Here is a 15029-nt window from a genome sequence, read left to right on the forward strand (position 1 = left end):
CGCGTCAGCGCTTGGCGGGCAGGCCGATGCGGCGTCCGGCCAGTTCCGGCCAGGCGTCGTCGGCGACTCTCGGCAGCTCGCCGATGGCCGCTTCGATGGCCTCGGGGAACGGCGCCGGCCGGCCGGCCTCGCTGTCGATGCCCATCAGCATCTGCTCGCTGGTGGCCAGCAGGGTGCCCTCGGCGTCATGCATCGCGAAGAACACGTGCAGGCGCTTGGCGTCGCGGTCTAGCAGCGTGACCTCTACCCGCAGCGGCTGCCCCTCATGGGCCTCGCGGCGGTAGCAGAGGTGGGTCTCCAGGGTGTAGACCGTGTAGCCGTGGCGGCGCCGACCGGCCTCGTCGAGGCCGATGGCGTCCATCAGCGACTCCACGCCGAGGGAGAACACCCGGGCGTATTCGGCGTCATTCATGTGGCCGTTGTAGTCGACCCAGCGACTGTCGACGCGGAGCTCGAGCAGGGCCATCAGATGCGTCCTTCGAGGCCCTCGGCCTCGGGCCAGTACTTGCGGGTCAGGGCCAGCAGCTCGACCAGGAAGTCATCGCGGCGACGGTCCAGCTCGGCCACCGGGCGGCCGGCGGCCTGGAATTCGCAGCCCTCGACGACCTTGTCGATCAGATCACTGGTCAGCTCCGGTGCCTCCAGCTTGGTCCACGGCAGCTTCAGCGCCGGGCCGAACTGCTCGAGCATGTGGCGCATGCCCTGTTCGCCACCGGCCAGGTGGAAGGTCAGGAAGGTGCCCATCAGCGACCAGCGCAGGCCACAGCCATAGACCACCGCGGCGTCGATCTCCTCGGTGGTGGCCACGCCATCGTTGACCAGGTGCAGGGCCTCGCGCCACAGCGCCTCCATCAGGCGATCGGCGATATGGCCCTCGATCTCGCGGCGTACCACCAGCGGGCGCATGGCCAGATCCTGGTAGAGGGCCTGGGCCTTTTCGGTGTGGCCGGCCTCGGTGGCCTCGCCGCCCACCAGCTCCACCAGCGGCAGCAGGTAGACCGGGTTGAAGGGGTGGGCGACGATCACCCGGCCCGGGGCCTTGTGGCAGTCCCGCTGCAGGTCGGTCGGCTTGAAGCCCGAGGTAGAGGAACCGATCACCACGTGAGCGTCGGCGGCGGCGTCGATGGCGGCCAGGATCTCCTGCTTGAGCGGCAGGCGCTCCGGCACGTTTTCCTGGATCAGGTCGGCGCCGTCGATGGCCTCCTCGAGGCTCGGTGCGAAGCGCAGGCGCTCCGGGGAGGCGCCTTCGGCCAGGCCGTCCTTCTCGAGGGAGTGCCAGGCATTGGCGACGAAGGCGCGGGTGCGTGCCTCGGCGCCTTCGGCCGGATCGAAGGCGACCACGTCCCAGCCGTTGGCGAGGGCGCGGGCGATCCAGCCGTTGCCGATGACGCCGGTACCGATCACAGAGAGTTGGCGGCTCATGAATCACCTCCGGCGGTCACGGTCTGGCCGGTGCGGGGATCGCGCAGCGACAGGTGGGCGCGGGTCTCGGCCGGCGTCATGACGCGGCCGCCGAGGTTTTCGATGATGCCGGAGGCCTTCTCGACCAGGCTGGCATTGGTGGCCGGAACGCCCTTGCTGAGGTAGAGGTTGTCCTCCAGGCCGACCCGGGCGTGGCCGCCGAGCAGCATGGCCTGGGCGACCATGGGCATCTGGTGGCGGCCGATGCCGAAGGCCGCCCAGTTGGCGGTGTCCGGCAGCTTGTTGCGCATCGCCAGCATGGTCTCGGGGTCGGCCTCGGCGCCCCAGGGGATGCCCAGGCACAGCTGGAACAGCGGGTCGCCGTCGAGCAGTCCTTCCTGCTGGAGCTGGCGGGCGAACCAGACGTGGCCCAGGTCGAAGCATTCGAGCTCGGGCTTGACGCCGGCGGCCTGCACCAGGCGGGCGTGCTCGCGCAGCCAGTCGGCGGTGTTGACGTAGACCATGTCGCCGAAGTTCAGGCTGCCGCAGTCCAGGGTGCACAGCTCGGGCAGCAGCTCGCCCACCGGGGCGTGGCGCTCGGCCGGGGTCTGGATGTCGGTGCCCGGTCCGCCGCGGGTCGGGTCCTCGGCGTCGGGGATCCAGTCGCCGCCGCCGCCGGCGGTGATGTTCATGACGATGTCGGTGTCCGCCTCGCGGACCCGGTCCATCACCTCGCGGAAGTGCTCGGTGGAGTGGCTGATGCCGCCGGTCTCCGGGTCGCGCACGTGGATGTGGGCGACGCTGGCGCCGGCCTTGGCCGCGGCGATGCAGTCGTCGGCGATCTGCTGGGGCGTGACCGGCACGTTGGGGTTCTTGCCGGCGGTATCGCCGGCGCCGGTGATGGCGCAGGTGAGAATGACGTTGCGGTTCATGGGGACCTCCTTGCAAAACCTGCAGGGAGTGTCCGCCATGGCGGCGCAGGGAAATGTGCCAAAGGCGACGTCGAGTTGACGTGAAACGCCAAGTTGCTCTCAGGCGATATCGGCGGCGCCCTCCCCGAACATCTCGAACAGCAGCTCGCGGCCCAGGTCGGTCAGCACGAAGCGTCGCTGGGTGTTGTAGGTGGCGGCCTCGCTTCGCTCCAGGGTGCGCTGGTGGCTCGTCCACTCATGCTCGACGTCGGCCAGTCGGCGCAGGGCGCCGGCGTCCAGGCCACGGTGGGGGCTGGAGACGGTCTCCAGGACGTGGCCCTGGCGATAGAGCAGGGCGGCCATGTTGCACAGGCACTGGCGCAGGCTGCGCTGGGCGATGGCATTAGGCGTGGTCATCGGTGAGGGAGCCTCGCGGGGTCGGATGTTGCGGCGCATTATACCGGCGGCGAGGTGTTAGACCAAGGTCGAAGACAGTCGTGAGGCCCGGGCTGATCCGGCGGCAAGCCGAAGAGCCGCTCCTATGCCATGGGTGAGGAGCTCCGCGCCGAACGGGCTGGCCAGCACTGGCCCCGCAAGCGGAGCAGGATGCGAGAGCACCGAGGCATCGGGCGCTACAGGGAAGGATTCATGCGTCTGCCCGGCGGCTTGCCGCCGTTGCCCTGGCGTGCGGCGGGTGTTGCCGAGGGTCAAGAAAGTGACAGAACGGCATAAACGACGACGCCCCGCTCGTCGAGGAGCGGGGCGTCGCGGGGGTGGACACGCCGAGGGTCGATCAGTTCTCGACGCGGCCCAGCAGCAGGAACTCGATCAGCGCCTTCTGGGCGTGCAGACGGTTGCCGGCCTCCTGCCAGACCACGGCGCGGGGGTCTTCGAGCAGGGTCTCGCTGATCTCCTCGCCGCGGTGGGCCGGCAGGCAGTGCAGGAACAGCACGTCGTGGGCGGCGCGGTCGAGCATCGCCTCGCTGACCTGGAAGCCGGCGAAGTCGGCCTCGCGCTTGGCCTGCTCCTCTTCCTGGCCCATGGAGGCCCAGACGTCGGTGGTCACCAGGTCGGCGCCTTCCACGGCGGCCATGGGGTCGCGGTGGATGGTCACCCGGTCGCCGGCGGCGTCGAGGATGTCCCGGCGGGGCTCGTAGCCCTCGGGGCAGACCACGCGCAGCTGGAAGTCGAACTGGCGGGCGGCGTTGATCCAGGAGTGGCACATGTTGTTGCCGTCGCCGATCCACACCGCGGTGCGGCCGCGCACGCTGCCGCGCAGCTCGGTCCAGGTCATGACGTCGGCCAGCAGCTGGCAGGGGTGATAGTCGTCGGTGAGCGCGTTGATCACCGGCACCTCGCTGGCGGCGGCGAACGCCTCGAGGCCCTCATGGGAGAAGGTGCGGATCATCACCGCATCGACCATCTCCGAGAGCACCCGGGCGGTGTCGCCGATCGGTTCGCCGCGGCCCAGTTGGGTGTCGCGGGGGGAGAGGAACAGGGCGTGGCCGCCGAACTGCGCCATGGCGGTCTCGAAGGACACCCGGGTGCGGGTCGATGACTTCTCGAAGATCATCGCCAGGGTCCGGTTGGCGAACGGCGTGTAGGTCGGGCCATGGGTCTTGAGGCCGTTCTTGATCGAGATGCCGCGTTGGATGAGATAGCGCAGTTCTTCCGGACTGAGGTCGAGCAGGGTCAGGAAATGGCGGGTGGCCATGGCGTCGCTCCACGGGAAAAAACGACCATCCTAGCCAGCCGGCGGGGGATGCGCAACGCGCTCGGCATCCGTACAATGAGCCCATCGAAGGCCGACCGGCGTGCTCGGGTATTGCCCGCGGGGCGGCGGCCACCACCGATCCAGAGGGGAAGCAGATGAGTACCACCGTCGAGAACATCCAGCGCCAGATCAGCGAGAACCCGATCCTGATCTACATGAAGGGCACGCCCCAGCTGCCGCAGTGCGGCTTCTCCGCCCAGACCGTTCAGGCCCTGATGGCCTGCGGCGAGCGCTTCGCCTTCGTCAACGTGCTGGACAACCCGGACATTCGCGCCGAGCTGCCCAAGGTCGCCAACTGGCCGACCTTCCCGCAGTTGTGGGTCGAGGGCGAGCTGGTCGGTGGCTGCGACATCGTCGTCGAGATGTACCAGAACGGCGAGCTGGAGACCCTGATCAAGGACACCGCCGCCAAGCACCAGGACGACGAAGCCGAAGGCTGAGCGGAAGCTCGAAGAGTGGCGCTTCGCGCCTGGGCGCTTGAAGCTGGAAGACTAACACCCCCGCAGCCATGCTGCGGGGGTGTTTGCTATTTGGCCTGGCAAGATTGCGCAGCTTTCCAGCTTAGGGCTCCTCGTCCATGCCCTGCTCGCGCAGCGCCAGCTGCCAGCCGCCGAGGTCCTTGTAGCGATTGACCATGGCGCAGAACAGCTCGGCGGTGCGTTCGGTATCGTAGCGGGCCGAGTGGGCCGAGCTGTTGTCGAACTCGATGCCGGCGGCGCGACAGGCGCGGGCCAGCACGGTCTGACCATAGACCAGGCCGGCCAGCGAGGCGGTGTCGAAACTTGAGAAGGGGTGGAAGGGGTTGCGCTTGATGCCGCAGCGTTCCACGGCGGCATTCAGGAAGCCGTGGTCGAAGGCGGCGTTGTGGCCCACCAGCACCGCGCGGGTGCAGCCGTTGGCCTTGATCGCCTTGCGCACCGGCCGAAACACCTCGCCCAGTGCCTCGGTCTCGTTCACCGCCACCTGCTGGCGCAGCGGGTCGTCGAGGCGGATGCCGGTGAAGTCCAGGGCGGACTGCTCGACGTTGGCCCCCTCGAAGGGGGTCACGTGGCAGGCGTAGGTGGCATCGGGCATCAGGTTGCCCTCGGGGTCCATGGTCAGGGTCACGGCGGCGATCTCGAGGATCGCGTCGCTCCGGGCATTGAAACCGCCGGTTTCCAGGTCCACCACCACGGGCAGGAAACTGCGGAAGCGTTGTGCCATGAGTTCGCGGGCGGCCACCTCGCTCATGCACCTCTCCTTGATCGGGAAACGGGTTGTCTCGAAACGCGAGAGTCTAGCAGTTCGGGCTCGACGCGTCCCGTCGGGCCGGTATTCGCGCCGGGCTCGGCGCGCTATAATCGGCCTTTTACGTCGATCATCGAAAGGAGCCCCAGCATGTCCGATGTCAAGAAGGTCGTGCTCGCCTATTCCGGCGGCCTGGACACATCCGTCATCGTCAAGTGGTTGCAGGAGACCTACGACTGCGAAGTGGTGACCTTCACCGCCGACATCGGCCAGGGCGAAGAAGTCGAGCCGGCTCGCGCCAAGGCGGAAGCGCTGGGCGTCAAGGAGATCTACATCGAGGACCTGCGCGAGGAGTTCGCCCGTGACTACGTCTACCCGATGTTCCGTGCCAACACCATCTACGAGGGCGAGTACCTGCTCGGCACCTCCATCGCCCGCCCGCTGATCGCCAAGCGGCTGATCGAGATCGCCAACCAGACCGGCGCCGATGCCATCTCCCACGGTGCCACCGGCAAGGGCAACGACCAGGTGCGCTTCGAGCTCGGCGCCTACGCGCTGAAGCCGGGCGTCAAGGTGATCGCCCCGTGGCGCGAGTGGGACCTCAACTCCCGCGAGAAGCTGATGGCCTACTGCCAGCAGCACGACATCCCGGTCGACTTCACCAGCCAGAAGAAGAAGTCGCCGTACTCCATGGACGCCAACCTGCTGCACATCTCCTACGAGGGCGGCAACCTCGAGGACCCCTGGACCGAGGCCGAGGAAGACATGTGGCGCTGGAGCGTCTCCCCGGAGGCCGCGCCGGACCAGCCGACCTACGTCGAGCTGACCTTCGACAACGGCGACATCGTGGCCATCGACGGCGAGCCGATGCGTCCCCACGAGGTGATCTCCAGGCTCAACCAGCTGGGCGGCGACAACGGCATCGGTCGTCTCGACATCGTCGAGAACCGCTACGTGGGCATGAAGTCCCGCGGCTGCTACGAGACCCCGGGGGGCACCATCATGCTGCGCGCCCACCGTGCCATCGAGTCGCTGACCCTGGACCGCGAGGAGGCCCACCTCAAGGACCAGCTGATGCCCAAGTACGCCGAGGTGATCTACAACGGCTACTGGTGGAGCCCGGAGCGTCGCGCCCTGCAGGCCGCCATCGACGAGACCCAGAAGAACGTCTCCGGCGTGGTGCGCATGAAGCTCTACAAGGGCAACGCCACCGTGGCCGGCCGCAAGTCCGACGCCTCGCTGTTCGACGAGTCCATCGCCACCTTCGAGGACGACGCTGGCGCCTACGACCAGAAGGATGCCGAGGGCTTTATCAAGCTCAACGCCCTGCGTCTGCGCATCGCGGCCGGCAAGGGTCGCCAGCAGGACTAAGGAAACACGGATTTACTGCTGCGCTCGATGACCCACAGGGACGTGGGAAATGCGTAGGTTCGTAGGGAACGAACCTAGCCATCTTGGCCGCTGGCGGTGCCGGGGCGCCGGTCCGATCGGAATCCTCATGTAGCGGGCTACACTGCGGTGCCTGTGCTCCGGCGGCGGCCAACGTCTCTTCGCTCGCAACGTAAATCCGTTGTTTCCTGGCGTTGTGGTTGGCTCCGTCATCTGTCAGGAGAGTTCTGATGCTGAAGAAGCTGCTATCCGGCCTGTTCGGCCAGGGCGAGGCCAGGCCCGGCGGTGCCCCCGAGGGCGAGCCGGTGGAATACCGAGGCTACCTGATCGTGCCCCAGGCCGAGGACATGGGCGGCCAGTGTCGCGTCAGCGGCTGGATCCGCAAGCCCCGCGGTGATGGCGAGGCCATGCTCGAGCACCGCTTCGAGCGCTCCGACGTGGTGCCCGGCCGCGAGGCCTGCGATGCGCTGATGGTCAGCAAGGCCGAGCGCTTCATCGACGAGATGGGCGACGCCATCTTCGACGAGCGCTGATCCTCGCCGGGTCAGGTTCGACGCCTCCGATCGACGGCGCCCAGCGGGCGCCGTTTTTTCATTGTCGCCGGTTCGCGATCGAGAGCGGAGCGGGCCCGGAGTGACGGTGCCGTCGAGTGGCTAGCGCCGCTGGGCGGCGCTAGCGGTTTCATGCGGGTCGGCTTCAGAACGCCTCCCACTCGGGCTCAGGGGCTTCCCGCCGGGGCCTCGCGGACGGGGTGGCCTGGCGAGAGGCGGGGAGTTCTTCCCGGCGCATGCCGGCCGCTTCCGGCGATGCCACGACATCGTCCTCGCCGAGGACGAATTCGCCCATCAACGCGTCCAGCCGCCGAGCGTTGTCGCGCATGGTCTCGGCCAGATCGGCGCTCTGGTTGACCATGCCGGCATTCTGCTGGGTGACGGTGTCCATCTCCGCCACGGCGGTGTTGACCTGTTCGATGCCGGTGGTCTGTTCCCGTGCCCCGGCGGTGATCTCGGCGATCACGTCGGCGACCTGGGTGATGCTGTGGCGGATCGCCTGCATCTGTTCGGCGGCTCCCTTGACCAGCCGATCGCCTTCCTCGGTATGGCGCGCCGAGGTATCGATCAGCTCGCGGATATCGCGGGCCGCCTCAGCGGAGCGACTGGCCAGGTTGCGGACCTCGTCTGCCACGACCGCGAAGCCGCGTCCCTGTTCGCCGGCCCGGGCGGCCTCCACCGAGGCATTGAGGGCCAGGATGTTGGTCTGGAAGGCGATGGAGTCGATCAGTCCGATGATCTCCCCGATCCTGGCCGCGGAATCGGTGATGGCGGCCATCTTGGTCTCTACTTCGTGCATGGCCCGGCTGCCGTGTTCGGCGGTCTGGTCGGCGTTGCGCGTCAGGCCATTGGCCTGCTCGGCCGCCTGGGAGGTGTGCGCCACGGTGGAGTGGATCTCCTCCATGGAGGCGGAGGTCTCCTGCAGGTTGGCGGCCGCCTGCTCGGTGCGCGACGACAGTTCCTGGGTGCCGTCGGCCATCTCACTGGCGCCGCCCAGTACCTGACGGGCGCTGCCGCGGACCTGCTGCAGGGTCCGCTGCATGCGTTCCACGAAGGCGTTGAACTGCATCGCCAGTTCGCCGACCTCGTCGCGGCTGCGGATCTCCAGACGGCGAGTCAGGTCCCCCTCTCCCTCGGCGATATCGGCCATGGCCATGGCCGTCTGTCGGATCGGCGCCAAGGCGCGGCGGGCGGTGATGCCGAGAATCGCCAGCAACACGGCCAGGATCACCACGCCGGCGAGCAGCAACGAGCCCAGCAGTTCGCGGCTCACCGAGGTGAATATACGATCTGGCACCATCATGGCCAGTGTCCATTGGGTGCCGGGCACGTCGGTCCAGAACACGGTGTTGGCTTGACCGTCCGGGGCGATGATGCCGCTATGGCCGCTAGCCTCGTCGAGCATGCGCTGACCGGCGACCTCGCCGCCCTCGAATCCGTAGCGCCCCATGTCGGTCACCTCGACATTCAGGATCAGCTCGGTGTTGGGGTGGGCGACGATGGTACCGTCGCTGTCCAGCAGGTACCCGTAGCTGCCTTCCCCGATGGAGATGCGGGAGGTTATCTCGGTGACCGCGTCCATGCTCAAGGGGGCGCCCAGCACGCCTACCCGCCGGCCGTTCTCGTCGAACAGGGCCTGGGCGAACATGGCGATTGGCTGGCCACTGACCTTGGAGATCGCCGGATCGATCAGCACCTGATCGGCGTTGCCCTCGGTCACCAGGGTCTGGAAGTAGCCGCGTTGGCGAATATTGACGTTATCGCCGCCATTGGTGATGACATCACCGTCGGCATCGGCCAGGAAGACGCTCTCCAGGGCTGCCTCCCCGGTATGGCGCGCCGTCAGCCAGCGTTGGCGTGCCGCCTGCGAGTCCATGGTGGCGAGCCGCTCGTCCCGGGCCAGGCCGTTCAGCCATTTGTGGTAGCCCTCGATCCATTGGCCAATCTCGCCGGCACGTGCGGCGAGTTGGCGGTCGCCGGCTTCCTTCATCAGGGCCGGCACGGCGGCGTTGAGCTGGGTGCTGATGATCAGGCCCAGCGCCGCGCAGGCCACGAGCAGGGGGATGATCAGCGCGACGAGCAGTTTCTGTGTCAGGGAGAGTCGGGATAGCCAGTTCATAGTGTGCCCTTGATAAGCTGACGATGGGGCCGTCGACCCGCTTCCGCCGCTTCTGCTCGGGGCAGCTTCTTCAGGCCTGGAGGGAAGGGGGACCGCACCCCGATGCGAGGCCGCGGGGTGCCGTCTCCGTGGGGCGCCCCGCGGCCTCGATAGCCTATCGGCCAGGGTGAGGGTAACTTGAACGTTCCCGATGGCGCCGTCAGCTGTCGCCTGGGGCCTCGGGCAGCTCCATCACCAGGCAGGCGCCACCCAGCGTCGGGGCATCCTCCACCCACAGCCGGCCGCCCAGGTGGGCGACGATGCCCCGCGAGATCGGCAGGCCCAGCCCGCTGCCCCGGGGGCGTGGCCGGGGGCCCTCGTCGTCCCGATGCTGGATCTGGTGGAACTTCTCGAATACCCGCTCGCGCTCGCACTCGGCGATGCCCGGGCCGTTGTCCTCCACGGCCAGCCGGTAGTTGCGCTTGTGGCGCGCCAGCGTCAGGCGCACCCGCGGCGCGGCCCCGTCGGCGAACTTGCCGGCGTTGTCGAGCAGGTTGATGATCACCTGCTCCAGCCGGTCGGGGTCGCCGACCACCGGCGCCTCGGTCACCTCCAGGGCCACCTCCAGGGCGACCCCGCGTTCTTCCTGCAGGCGCTGGATCGCCTCCACGCCGTGGCGGGCCAGGGCCGCCAGGTCGAGGCGCTCGGGTTGCAGCGTCATCCGGCCACTCTCCAGGCGGGCCAGGTCGAGGATCTCCTCGATCAGTCGCGACAGCCGCTGGCTCTCGCGCACCACCACCTCGAGGAAGTGCTCGCGCCTGTCGTCGGGCAGGTCGCGATGGTCGCGCAGGATCTCGGCGAAGGCGCGGATCGAGGTCAGCGGCGTTCGCAGCTCGTGGCTGACCATGGCCACGAACTCGTCCTTGAGGCGGTCGAGCTCACGCAGCCGGGCATTAGCCTGGCGAAGCTCGGCACCGATGCGCTCGAGCTCGCGGGACTTCTGCGCGAGGCGGCGGTTCATCTCCAGGGTCTCGGAGGTGGTGTCGAGGATGCTCAGCAGCGCCGGCAGGTCGAGGGCCTCGCCGCGCACCACCGAGTCGATCAGCACCCGGGCCGAGGCGCTGCCCAGGGCGCCGGCCAGGGCGCGCTCGGCACGGGTCACCAGGGTCGCCGAGGCCGGCTGGTCGGCGTTCCGCTCGGGCTCATCCGCGAAGACCCGGGCGGTGGTGGTCGCCCCCAGGTAGCGGTCGAGCAGGGCGCTGAGCTCGCCGCGCGACGTCTGGCCGGCCTGGCCATGGCGCAGCGAGGCCTGGTCGAGCCGGGGGTGCAGCGCCTCGGCGAACAGCGCGGCCTGGGTCTGCTCCAGGGGCGACTGGCGAGTGAACAGCGAGACGCCGACCAGCAGGCCGACGTTGGCGATCAGGCTCCAGAGCAGCGAATGGGTGTAGATGTCCCAGCCTTCCAGGCCGAACAGCGCATAGGGCCTGAGCCACGCCAGGCCGAAGGGCCCCTGGGCCAGGAAGCCGGCGTCGAGCCAGCCGGACTGGGCGAAGCCCGGGATCAGCAGCGTCCAGGCCCAGACCGCGAAGCCGCCGGCGAGCCCCAGGCCGGCCCCCAGGCGGTTGGCGCCGCGCCAGTAGAGGCCGATCAGCAGCGCCGGGGTGAACTGGGCGGCGGCGGCGAAGGACACCAGGCCGATGGTGACCAGGCTGTAGGCATCGCCCACCAGGGCGTGATAGCCGTAGCCCAGCAGCAGGATGGCCAGGATCGCCAGGCGGCGCACGCCGAGCACCCAGCCGGCGAGCGCCCCCCGGGCCCCGGCCGACAGCCGGGGCGAGCGCAGCAGCAGCGGCATCACCAGCTGGTTGCTGACCATGGTGGATAGCGCGATGGTCTCGACGATCATCATGCCGGTGGCCGCCGAGAGGCCGCCAATGAACACCAGCAGCGGCAGGGCCTCAGCGCCGGCGGACAGCGGCAGGGTCAGCACGAAGCTGTCCGGGTCGCCGCCGGCGTCGCCCAGCAGGCCGGCCAGGGCGATGGGAATCACGAATAGGTTGATCGCCAGCAGATAGAGCGGGAACAGCCAGGCCGCCCGGGTGATGTGTCGCTCGTCGACGTTTTCGACCACCATCACCTGGAATTGGCGGGGCAGGCCGAGGAAGGCCAGGAAGGCCAGCACCAGGGTGCCGACCCAGCCGAGCGCGCCGCCGGGCACCGCCGACAGCCCCAGGGCATCGGTCAGCGCCGGCGTCTCGGCGACCCGGGCGAACAGCTCGCCGGGTCCGCGGTAGAGCACGAAGACGGTGAAGGCCCCCACCGCCAGGAAGGCGGCCAGCTTGACCAGCGACTCGAAGGCGATGGCGGCCACCATGCCCTCGTGGCGTTCGCTGGCGTCCAGGTGACGGGTGCCGAACAGGATGATGAACACCGCCAGCACCAGGGCCACCCAGAGCGACTTGTCGGCCCAGAAGGGCGCGGCGTCGAGGCGCTCGCCGGCCGCCAGGGGGTAGTCGATCAGCACCGCGTAGCTCAGGGTGATCGCCTTGAGCTGCAGGGCGATGTAAGGCGTGATGCCGATCAGCGCGATCAGGGCCACCAGGGCGCCGAGTCCGGCGCTCTTGCCGTAGCGGGCGCTGATGAAGTCGGCGATCGAGGTGATGCGTTGGGCCGCGGCGATGCGCACCATCTTGCGGGTCACGAAGGGGGCCAGCAGCATGGCGAGCGTCGGCCCCAGGTAGATCAGCAGGAAGCTGGGCCCGGTCTCGGACGCCCGCCCGACGCTGCCATAGAAGGTCCAGGCGGTGCAGTAGACGGCGATCGACAGGGCATAGATGGTGGGCGAGCCGATGATCGAACGCCCCTGCTCGGCGCGGCGATCGCCCCAGGCGGCGATCACGAACAGCAGCGCCAGGTAGCCGAACGCGATGGCCAGTACCGCCAGCTCGTTACGCATGGTCGCTCACTCCCCGCGGCCGCCTTCCAGCAGCCAGGCGGCCAGCGCGATCACCCCGCCCCAGGCGAGGAAGACATACAGCGCCAGGGCGGCGGGCGCCGCCCGCTCGGCCACCAGCAGCAGCGGCGGGGTGAACAGCGCCGTGGCCAGTGCGACCAGGACGATCAGGCGTTCCTTGCGGCGTGGCGACATCATGAGGCGCTGGCGTCCTCCCGGTCGAAGGCGCTGGCCTGGAGGGCCAGCAGGTCGCCCAGGCTGGCGACGCCCCGCGCCTCCAGGCGCGGCAGCAGGGCCAGCCACAGCTCGGCGGTGACCCGGGCATCCCCTAGGGCGGTGTGGCGGCTGCCCGGCGGGAACTCGAGCCCGTAGCGCTCGGCCAGCGAATCCAGGTCGTGGCCGTCCAGGCTCGGGTCCAGACCGCGGGAGATCAGCAGGGTGTCGAGCACCGGCATGTCGAAGCGCACGCCGCCGTCCGGGGGCTGCAGGGCCAACAGGTCGAAGGCGGCGTTGTGGGCCAGCAGCATGGCCTCGCCCAGGTAGTCGCGGAAGCGCGGCAGGGCCACGGCGGCGGTGGGCGCTCCGGCCACGTCGGCGTCGCCGAGGCCGTGGATGGCGGTGCTGGCCGCCGGGATCGGCCGACCGGGATCGACGCGCAGGTCGAAGGTCTCGCGGGCCAGCAGCCGGCCATTGACGATGCGGCAGGCGCCGATGCTGATCAGCCGGTCGCCGCGGCGAAGCTCCAGGCCGGTGGTCTCGGTGTCGCAGGCCACGATCTCCAGCGCCCGCAGCGGTCGGGCGGCGAGCTCGGCGTCCGGCGGCGGCAGCTCGGCGATCCCGAAGTCGTGGAACTCGGGGCGCGGCGGCGTGCGTGGCCGGGGCGCGCCGACCCGGTCGAGGGCCGGCAGCGGCAGGCGCAGGCGGGCATGGTCGCGGTCCGGATCGGCCAGGCTCCAGGCGTCGCTGGCGTGCTGGCGCAGTACCTCGCCGAGGGTCGGGGCAAGCGGCAGGGCCTCGAGGCGCTCGCCGCGCCAGGCCGCCAGCTCGCCCTCGGGCAGCGGCGACCCCCGCCAGCACAGGTCCAGGTAGACCCGCTTGTTGCCGAGGCATACCTCGGCGTCGAACTGCCGGACCCCGGTATGGCCGGCGAGACGTTCCAGCAGCCGGACCAGCACCTCGAGCAGGGCGGGGGCGTCGCCCTTGAGCCAGGCCGGCATGCCCACCGGCGTCAGGGTTGGGCCCTCGGCGGGCAGGCGCGCGGCGAGCCCTTCCCAGAGGTCGTTGGACCATAGCGGCGTGAGGCGCTCGGCCTGTCGTTGCAGGGCGTCCAGCGTCTCGCCCAGCCGCTCGAGGCGTTCGGCGAGCCCGTGTCCCTCTTCCTCGACCACCCGGGCCAGCCGTTGGCGCAGGGCCTCGTCGCCTGGGCCGGAGAGATGGCTGAGCGCGTCGGCGGCGCTGGTCAGGCCGGCGCCGTGTCGGCGCAGGGCCGGCAGCAGGCCGGTCAGGGTCGCGCCGGCGCCCAGCTCGTTGGCCCAGGCGGCGGTGGCGTCGACCAGCGTCAGCAGGGTTTCGCCCTGGCTGTCGGGGATCTGGCGCAGGGTGGCGCGCAGCCAGTGCTTGCCGCAGGGCACCAGCACCTCCCTGGGGCTGCCGTCCGGGGGCAGCTGGCGCAGGGCGTCGTGCAGGCTGGCCGCGGGCAGCAGCGCTTCCAGGCGCTTGCCCAGCCCCAGGCCGGGGGTGTCGTCGAACAGGGTCTCGGCGGCGGGGTTGAAGAGCAGCAGGCGGCGATGGCGGTCACACAGCAGCAGTGGGGTGTCGAGCACCTGCAGCAGGGCTTCGAGCTCCTGGCGAATCCGGGCCGCGCTGCGGGCGCCTTCGGCGCGGGCGGTGGCCAGCCCGGCGCGATCGTCCCGCCAGGCCTCGCGGATGCGCACCAGGTCCGGCCCCAGGCCGCTCAGCCAGCCCTCGGGGAGGGCGTCGTCCCGGGCATCGGGGTTGGCCACCAGGCGCGCCAGCTGCACCTGCAGATGACGCAGGGGCTTGAACAGGCGCTGTTCCAGGAGCCAGCCGACCAGCAGGATGGTGCTGCCGCCGGCGACGCTGCCCAGCCAGAGCGCCCAGCGGGCCGCGCCGCTGGGCTGGAGCTGGCCGTCCAGCCACAGGGCGAACAGCGCGCCGCCCAGCAGGCTGATGCCGCTGAGCAGCAGCCACAGGCCGATCAGGGTCTGGCGACGGGGCGGGCCGGGGCGGCATCGGCTCATGGCGGGGCCTCGCCGAGCAGGGCCTTGACCTTGTCGACCAGGTCGCGTGTCGAGAAGGGCTTGGTGACGTAGTCGTCGGCGCCGAGGGCCAGGCCCTTCTCGCGCTCCACCTCGCGGCCATGGGCGGTGAGCATGATGATCGGCAGCCCGGCGAGGTCGGGGTCGGCACGCAGTCGCTCCAGCACGTCGAAGCCGCCGATGCCCGGCAAGCTGATGTCGAGCAGCACCAGGTCCGGCCGCCCCTCGGCGACGCGGGCCAGCGCGGTCTCGCCGTCCTCGGCGGTCAGTACCTCGAAGCCGGCCTGCTGCATCAGAAATTCCAGCGACAGGACGATGTTGGGCTCGTCGTCCACCACCAGCACCTTGGTCATGTCGCTTCCCTCCTGGCGGTCCAGTACAGCGTTGTTTCCTCGAGTCTAGTGAGGCCATCCGGCGCGGCAAAGACGACCTTGGCCCAAGCCGTT

The 15029-nt window shown here is 69.7% G+C and carries 14 protein-coding genes; 3 read left to right on the plus strand and 11 right to left on the minus strand.

Going from position 1 to position 15029, the window contains the following annotated elements; translation table 11 throughout:
• Positions 1 to 4: 4 nt before the first annotated feature.
• The 5 genes from ACXAFN_RS15590 to argF all read right to left on the minus strand — a co-directional run bounded on the left by ACXAFN_RS15590 (position 5) and on the right by argF (position 4026).
• Positions 5 to 466 (minus strand): thioesterase family protein, encoded by a 462-nt coding sequence (locus tag ACXAFN_RS15590; RefSeq protein ID WP_474990083.1) that lies wholly within the window; start codon positions 464 to 466, stop codon positions 5 to 7.
• Complete coding sequence (locus tag ACXAFN_RS15595; RefSeq protein WP_474990085.1) at positions 466 to 1422, minus strand: L-carnitine dehydrogenase; 957 nt, start codon at positions 1420 to 1422, stop codon at positions 466 to 468. The genes ACXAFN_RS15590 and ACXAFN_RS15595 overlap by 1 nt, the downstream gene beginning before the upstream one ends.
• Entirely contained in the window at positions 1419 to 2333 is a 915-nt protein-coding gene (locus ACXAFN_RS15600; protein WP_474990087.1) for a beta-keto acid cleavage family enzyme, read from the minus strand. The genes ACXAFN_RS15595 and ACXAFN_RS15600 overlap by 4 nt, the downstream gene beginning before the upstream one ends.
• A gap of 99 nt (positions 2334 to 2432) precedes the next feature.
• Positions 2433 to 2729, minus strand: coding sequence for a hypothetical protein (locus ACXAFN_RS15605; RefSeq protein WP_474990089.1), 297 nt, complete (start codon positions 2727 to 2729; stop codon positions 2433 to 2435).
• Positions 2730 to 3105: 376 nt separating this feature from the next.
• On the minus strand, positions 3106 to 4026 hold the full coding sequence (argF, locus tag ACXAFN_RS15610; RefSeq protein ID WP_474990091.1) for an ornithine carbamoyltransferase: 921 nt from the start codon (positions 4024 to 4026) through the stop codon (positions 3106 to 3108).
• A gap of 155 nt (positions 4027 to 4181) precedes the next feature.
• Here argF and ACXAFN_RS15615 point away from each other — a divergent pair, with 155 nt between their 5' ends.
• Positions 4182 to 4526: a Grx4 family monothiol glutaredoxin gene (locus ACXAFN_RS15615; RefSeq protein ID WP_474990093.1), complete on the plus strand. Its 345-nt coding sequence runs from the start codon at positions 4182 to 4184 to the stop codon at positions 4524 to 4526.
• Positions 4527 to 4647: 121 nt separating this feature from the next.
• On the opposite strand, the gene rnt is transcribed toward ACXAFN_RS15615, so the two are convergent.
• Positions 4648 to 5316, minus strand: a complete 669-nt coding sequence (gene rnt / locus ACXAFN_RS15620) for a ribonuclease T (RefSeq protein ID WP_474990095.1) — start codon at positions 5314 to 5316, stop codon at positions 4648 to 4650.
• Between the two features lie 147 nt (positions 5317 to 5463).
• Here rnt and ACXAFN_RS15625 point away from each other — a divergent pair, with 147 nt between their 5' ends.
• Positions 5464 to 6684, plus strand: coding sequence for an argininosuccinate synthase (locus ACXAFN_RS15625; protein WP_474990097.1), 1221 nt, complete (start codon positions 5464 to 5466; stop codon positions 6682 to 6684).
• Positions 6685 to 6932: 248 nt separating this feature from the next.
• Positions 6933 to 7235, plus strand: a complete 303-nt coding sequence (locus tag ACXAFN_RS15630) for an HlyU family transcriptional regulator (RefSeq protein WP_474990099.1) — start codon at positions 6933 to 6935, stop codon at positions 7233 to 7235.
• Between the two features lie 163 nt (positions 7236 to 7398).
• Here ACXAFN_RS15630 and ACXAFN_RS15635 read toward each other — a convergent pair whose 3' ends face one another.
• The 5 genes from ACXAFN_RS15635 to ACXAFN_RS15655 all read right to left on the minus strand — a co-directional run bounded on the left by ACXAFN_RS15635 (position 7399) and on the right by ACXAFN_RS15655 (position 14936).
• Positions 7399 to 9372, minus strand: coding sequence for a methyl-accepting chemotaxis protein (locus tag ACXAFN_RS15635; RefSeq protein ID WP_474990101.1), 1974 nt, complete (start codon positions 9370 to 9372; stop codon positions 7399 to 7401).
• A gap of 199 nt (positions 9373 to 9571) precedes the next feature.
• Positions 9572 to 12307 (minus strand): ATP-binding protein, encoded by a 2736-nt coding sequence (locus tag ACXAFN_RS15640; protein ID WP_474990103.1) that lies wholly within the window; start codon positions 12305 to 12307, stop codon positions 9572 to 9574.
• A 6-nt stretch (positions 12308 to 12313) separates the two neighbouring features.
• The gene (locus ACXAFN_RS15645) at positions 12314 to 12502 is read right to left on the minus strand and encodes a hypothetical protein (protein WP_474990105.1); all 189 of its coding nucleotides are present in this window, start codon (positions 12500 to 12502) and stop codon (positions 12314 to 12316) included.
• Positions 12499 to 14565 (minus strand): 3'-5' exonuclease, encoded by a 2067-nt coding sequence (locus ACXAFN_RS15650; RefSeq protein WP_474990107.1) that lies wholly within the window; start codon positions 14563 to 14565, stop codon positions 12499 to 12501. The genes ACXAFN_RS15645 and ACXAFN_RS15650 overlap by 4 nt, the downstream gene beginning before the upstream one ends.
• Complete coding sequence (locus ACXAFN_RS15655; RefSeq protein WP_474990109.1) at positions 14562 to 14936, minus strand: response regulator transcription factor; 375 nt, start codon at positions 14934 to 14936, stop codon at positions 14562 to 14564. The genes ACXAFN_RS15650 and ACXAFN_RS15655 overlap by 4 nt, the downstream gene beginning before the upstream one ends.
• Positions 14937 to 15029: the final 93 nt, after the last annotated feature.

It is taken from the genome of Halomonas sp. ABH4_019 (assembly GCF_056159885.1).

Bases quoted from the DNA above. Each gene is read 5' to 3' on its own strand.
- ACXAFN_RS15615 (WP_474990093.1), top strand. From the start codon at position 4,182: ATGAGTACCACCGTCGAGAACATCCAGCGCCAGATCAGCGAGAACCCG.
- argF (WP_474990091.1), bottom strand. From the start codon at position 4,026: ATGGCCACCCGCCATTTCCTGACCCTGCTCGACCTCAGTCCGGAAGAA.
- ACXAFN_RS15630 (WP_474990099.1), top strand. From the start codon at position 6,933: ATGCTGAAGAAGCTGCTATCCGGCCTGTTCGGCCAGGGCGAGGCCAGG.
- ACXAFN_RS15600 (WP_474990087.1), bottom strand. From the start codon at position 2,333: ATGAACCGCAACGTCATTCTCACCTGCGCCATCACCGGCGCCGGCGAT.
- ACXAFN_RS15635 (WP_474990101.1), bottom strand. From the start codon at position 9,372: ATGAACTGGCTATCCCGACTCTCCCTGACACAGAAACTGCTCGTCGCG.
- ACXAFN_RS15590 (WP_474990083.1), bottom strand. From the start codon at position 466: ATGGCCCTGCTCGAGCTCCGCGTCGACAGTCGCTGGGTCGACTACAAC.
- ACXAFN_RS15625 (WP_474990097.1), top strand. From the start codon at position 5,464: ATGTCCGATGTCAAGAAGGTCGTGCTCGCCTATTCCGGCGGCCTGGAC.
- ACXAFN_RS15645 (WP_474990105.1), bottom strand. From the start codon at position 12,502: ATGATGTCGCCACGCCGCAAGGAACGCCTGATCGTCCTGGTCGCACTG.
- ACXAFN_RS15605 (WP_474990089.1), bottom strand. From the start codon at position 2,729: ATGACCACGCCTAATGCCATCGCCCAGCGCAGCCTGCGCCAGTGCCTG.
- ACXAFN_RS15640 (WP_474990103.1), bottom strand. From the start codon at position 12,307: ATGCGTAACGAGCTGGCGGTACTGGCCATCGCGTTCGGCTACCTGGCG.
- ACXAFN_RS15650 (WP_474990107.1), bottom strand. From the start codon at position 14,565: ATGAGCCGATGCCGCCCCGGCCCGCCCCGTCGCCAGACCCTGATCGGC.
- ACXAFN_RS15595 (WP_474990085.1), bottom strand. From the start codon at position 1,422: ATGAGCCGCCAACTCTCTGTGATCGGTACCGGCGTCATCGGCAACGGC.
- rnt (WP_474990095.1), bottom strand. From the start codon at position 5,316: ATGAGCGAGGTGGCCGCCCGCGAACTCATGGCACAACGCTTCCGCAGT.
- ACXAFN_RS15655 (WP_474990109.1), bottom strand. From the start codon at position 14,936: ATGACCAAGGTGCTGGTGGTGGACGACGAGCCCAACATCGTCCTGTCG.